The organism is Brevibacillus brevis, assembly GCF_001039275.2.
Classification (GTDB): domain Bacteria; phylum Bacillota; class Bacilli; order Brevibacillales; family Brevibacillaceae; genus Brevibacillus; species Brevibacillus brevis_C.
Genome location: NZ_CP030117.1, coordinates 5,733,976 through 5,740,000 on the forward strand (window position 1 = coordinate 5,733,976; position 6,025 = coordinate 5,740,000).

Consider the following 6,025-nt stretch of genomic DNA (forward strand, 5'->3'; position numbering starts at 1 on the left):
GTCACCTCATTATTTCTAATACACATACCACAGGTGGCTATTTATGCGCGTTTCAGTCTTTCCTGCCATCTTATGCTCATTTGTTCTTCTCCATGTCTCGATGACTGACACGGACAGAAAAATCTTTGCCAAAGGTTTCTCCCAAATGTTCTGCAATGGCGACCGAGCGATGTTTGCCACCGGTGCATCCAATTCCTATCACAAGTTGACTTTTTCCTTCTCGCTGGTAATGCGGCAGGGTGTACCCCAAAAAGTCTGTAAGTTTTTCTAAGAATTCTTTTGTGTCCTTGTGCTGCATCACATACTCTGCCACCTCTGGATCACATCCTGTTTTCGGACGCAAATCCTCCACATAATGCGGGTTAGGCAAAAAACGGACATCGAACATCAAGTCAGCGTCTATTGGTGAGCCGTATTTGAAACCAAACGACAATACATTAATCGTAAGTGGTGATCCTTGTTGACCATATTGGTTGATGATTTTTTCTCGAAGCTGAACTGGCTTCAATTGACTCGTATCAATAATCTGATGCGCCCAGCCCTTCATTTCCTCCAACAAACGGCGCTCAGCGTGAATTCCTTCCAAAGGCGAACCGTTCGGGGAAAGCGGATGTCTGCGACGTGTTTCCTTATAGCGAGAAACCAATGTCTGATCGTTCGCATCCAGATAAAGGATGTGGTACGATAATCCATTCATTTGATTGAGGCTCTCCATAGTTACGGCTAGATTTTCAAAAAACTCACGCCCTCGCAAGTCAATCACCAATGCGACTCGCTCAATACTCCCACCAGACTGTTTGACCAACTCAGCAAATTTGGGAATCAGTACAGGGGGTAGGTTGTCTACACAAAAAAAGCCCAGGTCCTCCAAGCTTTGTACAGCAACTGTCTTTCCCGCACCTGACATTCCGGTAATAATCAGGAGATTCATGGCCTTGTCGTTTCCCAATTCCGTCACGCAACTCGCCTCCTACGATTCTGACAATAGCATACCATATTGTCGACCTTATTCGCACCTTTTTGAACGGCTTCCCCAGTTTTTCCAATGACGTCTTCTACAAGCGTACATGCTTTTTTAGAAAAAAAGATGCGTGACTGAATGCCAGCCACGCAACAATTGTTTATATAGATAAGGGGGTCAATTCATTGTCTATAGATTACTCTTGAATTATTTCACCCATGTTACAAGCAGGTTAAGAGATTGTGACATTTTGTTCCTTTAGCTTTTCATTCAGCTCTTCCACATAGTGTTGAGCAGATTGAGCAGCGATAGAACCGTCTCCAGTAGCTGTCACGACCTGGCGCAGCATTTTTTCGCGTACATCTCCTGCTGCAAAAACACCTTTTACTTTGGTGTTCATTTTTTCGTCTGTCAGTACGTAGCCTGCGTCGTTGGTGATGCCCAGTGGACGGACGCTTGCAGTCAATGGGTCCATACCTACGTAAATGAATACACCATCTGCTGGGTATTCTCTTTGTTCACCTGTTTTGGTGTTTTCCAAGAGAACCGCTTGTACTTTGCCTTCACCACGGATCTCTTTTAGTTCTGTATCCCAGATCACTTCGATTTTTTCGTTATCGAAAGCGCGTTTTTGCAGGATTTTCTGTGCACGGAACTGATCACGACGGTGAACGATCGTCACTTTGGAAGCGAAGCGAGTAAGGAACACAGCCTCTTCTACCGCGGAGTCTCCTCCACCAACAACCACCAGCTCTTTATTGCGGAAAAATGCACCGTCGCATACCGCGCAGTAAGAAACGCCACGGCCGGACAATTCTTTTTCGCCTTGTACTCCGAGCAAACGATGCTCTGCACCAGTTGCCACAATAACAGATTTGGTCAAGTATTCCTTGTCACCCGTGATAACGCGCTTGTACGGCTCTTCATCGCGGATTTCCTTGATCTCGCCATAAGCATACTCCGCACCGAATTGCTGTGCATGCTCAAACATTTTTGTAGAGAGATCAGGGCCAAGAATGGAAGTGAAGCCTGGGTAGTTCTCGATATCTTCCGTGTTCGCCATTTGACCGCCCGGGATCCCTCTCTCCAGCATCAATGTGCTCATGTTCGCACGGGATGTATATACAGCAGCCGTCATTCCAGCAGGGCCAGCTCCGGCGATAATAACATCATAAATTTTTTGATCGCTCATGCTTGTTGCCTCCTCGTCTCACACAGTTCTGTTTCCTTATTTAAATTAATTATAATGTAATAATCTATTTAAAATCAAGTGTCGACAAAACTTTGACGCACTTTGCCAAGGTAGCGGCAGAAATGCCGTATTTTTGAGCTAGAAGGGCTTGTGACTGTTTTTCGTTCGTTATCGTTCCGTATACATATTCTAATGCTGCGATCCACGCTACTTCTTTTCGCACTTGTACACGACTTTGGGCATATTCATGATGCTTGCGCCATGCATCAAGGCACCATTCTCCAGCCTCTTGCTTGCCCTGCGAGAGCAAATAACGGCTTATGCCTTCTTCTATACTGCTCATTCCCTCTTCCGTCTTCGGTGAACCATTCGCTTCATCAGGAGTTCCTTCCGGCATGTCTGCACCCATATCAGCCAGAGCCAGCAAAGCCAGCTTTTGCAGTTGTTGGTTATCCGTCTGGTAGTAAAATTGACGGACCGCAGTTTCCGCTTCATCGTCTCCGATCAGAGACAAGGTTTGTAGCACGGCGAATTTCACTTCATCGCGTCCATGCTGCAACGCCCAGAGAAGGGAAGCACGGATCATCGGGTCTGTTTTAAAATCTTCCACTCCCGTGAATGAAGCCTTTTCCCAAGAAACATCACGCTGGGTCGTATTGTATTGGTAGGGGATCGGTTTTATAGTCTCCCCTTCTTGTTCGTTTTTTACCATTTGAATGTATTGATCTGCGATTCCTGCTTCTGGATCTAACTGCTTGGCTTTTTGCCACCAGCGCAGTGCCTGATCCTTTTTCCCGCTCAAATAAGCGGAGATCGCAGCGTAGTGGTACGTGCATGCTTCATGTGGCCGTCCATTTCGCAGCATGCGCTGGTAATGGAAATACGCTTCGTCATGCTGGCCAAGCACTCCCATTGTTGTTGCGAGCTTATACGTATTTTCCGGATGGAACGGAACGACCTTTTTCAGCATATCAATCAAGCTCAACAGCTCTACCGTTTGATTGTGATGGGAGAGCAAAACCGCCAAATTGCAAAGTGCATGCAGGTTTCCTTCTTCCTTATCCAGCGTCTGTTCGATTGTCTCCATCGCCTTCTGGAATTCCCCAGCATAATAGTAGGCGAGAGACAAATTGTTCCACGCTGGCAAAAAGTCAGGATCAGCCTCGATGATTTCTTTTAAGGTATCCAATGCCTCCAGGAAACGTCCCTCTTCCAGACTGCGACGAGCTCGTTCATGCTTGCTGTATACGTCCTCTTTTTCACTTGGGAGGAAGTGGCGCGGTGGCATGTCCAGCTCAAAGTAAATATAGTCGAGGAGCTCTTCGGCATCTTCCCGATACGGTCCGGTGCTATCTTCTTGTAAATAGCGAACAGCCATTTCTTCTGCCATATGGTAATCTTCTAAGTTGGCATAGTTGTTCGCCATGTAAAAATACACTTCTGTCATCGATGGGTCCCATTTTTCTATCACTTCATAGAGGACTTCATTCGACGCTTCAAACTGTCCGGTCTCAGCTAAAGCACTAGCCAAATGGCAGTGGCATTCTGCATTCGTCGGCTCCATTTCAACTGCTCGGCGAAATGAACGCAATGCTTTATCATAGTCGTACCGATTCAAACAACGCATGCCTCGGTCAACAAAAAAAGCAGCATCTTGCTTAAAGTCAACGACGGTCGTTTTCTTCAAAATACTTTTGTTATGTTTCATAAAACCTCCAACATCGTAGGAGCTTACACTCCAAGTATCGTACCAGAAGCATCGGCACCCTACAAGCTGACTCGTCTTTTAAAGTGTTCAGCGGATAAAGCAAGAAACACCACTGGCCCATAGCAAGTGGTGTTTACGAACAAAAATGGAGCGGACGAAGGGTCTCGAACCCTCGACCTTCGCCTTGGCAAGGCGACGCTCTACCAATTGAGCTACGTCCGCATATCTTATCAACTATTTATATTTGTCCGATTGAAAAAACTGGTGAGCCATGAAGGACTCGAACCTTCGACCCTCTGATTAAAAGTCAGATGCTCTACCAACTGAGCTAATGGCTCGTACATGGTGGCTCGGGACGGAATCGAACCGCCGACACGAGGATTTTCAGTCCTCTGCTCTACCGACTGAGCTACCGAGCCATATACTTTGTTCGCCACTCTTGAATAAGAATGGCGGAGCTGACGGGACTCGAACCCGCGACCTCCGGTGTGACAGACCGGCGTGAACTCCAACTTCACCACAGCTCCATATAGAAGGTTTGTTCCTTCAAAACTGAATACGCATGATTGCTAAGAATGTGTGGATAAGTCCTCGACCGATTAGTATTCGTCAGCTCCACGCGTTACCGCGCTTCCACACCGAACCTATCAACCTCATCGTCTATGAGGGGTCTTACCAGCTTGCGCTGTGGGAAGTCTCATCTTGGAGGGGGCTTCACGCTTAGATGCTTTCAGCGCTTATCCCGTCCGCACATAGCTACCCAGCTGTGCCACTGGCGTGACAACTGGTGCACCAGCGGTGCGTCCATCCCGGTCCTCTCGTACTAAGGACAGCTCTCCTCAAACTTCCTACGCCCGCGACAGATAGGGACCGAACTGTCTCACGACGTTCTGAACCCAGCTCGCGTACCGCTTTAATGGGCGAACAGCCCAACCCTTGGGACCTACTTCAGCCCCAGGATGCGATGAGCCGACATCGAGGTGCCAAACCTCCCCGTCGATGTGGACTCTTGGGGGAGATAAGCCTGTTATCCCCAGGGTAGCTTTTATCCGTTGAGCGATGGCCCTTCCATGCGGAACCACCGGATCACTAAGCCCGACTTTCGTCCCTGCTCGACTTGTAGGTCTCGCAGTCAAGCTCCCTTCTGCCTTTACACTCTACGAATGATTTCCGACCATTCTGAGGGAACCTTTGGGCGCCTCCGTTACCTTTTAGGAGGCGACCGCCCCAGTCAAACTGCCCACCTGGCATGGTCCTCTCGCCCGATAAGGGCGACGAGTTAGAAACTCCGTACATCAAGGGTGGTATCCCACCGACAGCTCCACAGAGGCTGGCGCCCCTGCTTCTCAGCTTCCCACCTATCCTGTACATGATGCACAAAGTTCCAATACCAGGCTACAGTAAAGCTCCATGGGGTCTTTCCGTCTTGTCGCGGGTAACCTGCATCTTCACAGGTATTATGATTTCACCGGGTCTCTTGCCGAGACAGCGCCCAAGTCGTTACGCCTTTCGTGCGGGTCGGAACTTACCCGACAAGGAATTTCGCTACCTTAGGACCGTTATAGTTACGGCCGCCGTTTACTGGGGCTTCGGTTCAAAGCTTCGCTTGCGCTAACTCATCCCCTTAACCTTCCAGCACCGGGCAGGCGTCAGCCCCTATACTTCGCCTTGCGGCTTCGCAGAGACCTGTGTTTTTGCTAAACAGTCGCTTGGGCCTTTTCACTGCGGCCCCCTCGGGCTATTAACCCTACCGAGGCGCCCCTTCTCCCGAAGTTACGGGGCCATTTTGCCGAGTTCCTTAGCAAGAGTTATCCCGCGCACCTTAGGATTCTCTCCTCGCCTACCTGTGTCGGTTTGCGGTACGGGCACCTTGTTCCTCGCTAGACGCTTTTCTTGGCAGTGTGAAATCAGGGACTTCGGTACTTAAATTTCCCTCGCCATCACAGCTCATGCTTAACGGTGTGCGGATTTGCCTACACACCACACTTACTGCTTGGACGGCCATCCAGTAGGCCGCTCACCCTATCCTCCTGCGTCACGCCATTGCTCAAGCGGAACAGAGGTGGTACAGGAATATCAACCTGTTGTCCATCGCCTACGCCTTTCGGCCTCAGCTTAGGTCCCGACTAACCCTGGGAGGACGAGCCTTCCCCAGGAAACCTTA

Annotated in this window: 3 protein-coding genes, 4 tRNA genes and 1 rRNA gene (1 of these 8 cut by a window edge); all 8 read right to left on the minus strand. The window is 49.1% G+C overall.

Going from position 1 to position 6,025, the window contains the following annotated elements; all coding sequences use genetic code 11:
- Positions 1 to 76 precede the first annotated feature (76 nt).
- Positions 77 to 958, minus strand: a complete 882-nt coding sequence (rapZ, locus tag AB432_RS27270) for an RNase adapter RapZ (RefSeq protein ID WP_048034967.1) — start codon at positions 956 to 958, stop codon at positions 77 to 79.
- A 235-nt stretch (positions 959 to 1,193) separates the two neighbouring features.
- Positions 1,194 to 2,153, minus strand: a complete 960-nt coding sequence (trxB, locus tag AB432_RS27275) for a thioredoxin-disulfide reductase (RefSeq protein ID WP_048034968.1) — start codon at positions 2,151 to 2,153, stop codon at positions 1,194 to 1,196.
- A 64-nt stretch (positions 2,154 to 2,217) separates the two neighbouring features.
- Positions 2,218 to 3,861, minus strand: coding sequence for a tetratricopeptide repeat protein (locus AB432_RS27280; RefSeq protein WP_048034969.1), 1,644 nt, complete (start codon positions 3,859 to 3,861; stop codon positions 2,218 to 2,220).
- A gap of 146 nt (positions 3,862 to 4,007) precedes the next feature.
- A tRNA-Gly gene (locus tag AB432_RS27285) sits at positions 4,008 to 4,083 on the minus strand.
- 40 nt (positions 4,084 to 4,123) lie between these two features.
- Positions 4,124 to 4,199 (minus strand) — tRNA-Lys (locus AB432_RS27290).
- A gap of 5 nt (positions 4,200 to 4,204) precedes the next feature.
- Positions 4,205 to 4,280 (minus strand) — tRNA-Phe (locus tag AB432_RS27295).
- Positions 4,281 to 4,311: 31 nt separating this feature from the next.
- Positions 4,312 to 4,388 (minus strand) — tRNA-Asp (locus AB432_RS27300).
- A 52-nt stretch (positions 4,389 to 4,440) separates the two neighbouring features.
- A 23S ribosomal RNA gene (locus tag AB432_RS27305) occupies positions 4,441 to 6,025 on the minus strand; it runs 1,344 nt beyond the window's last position.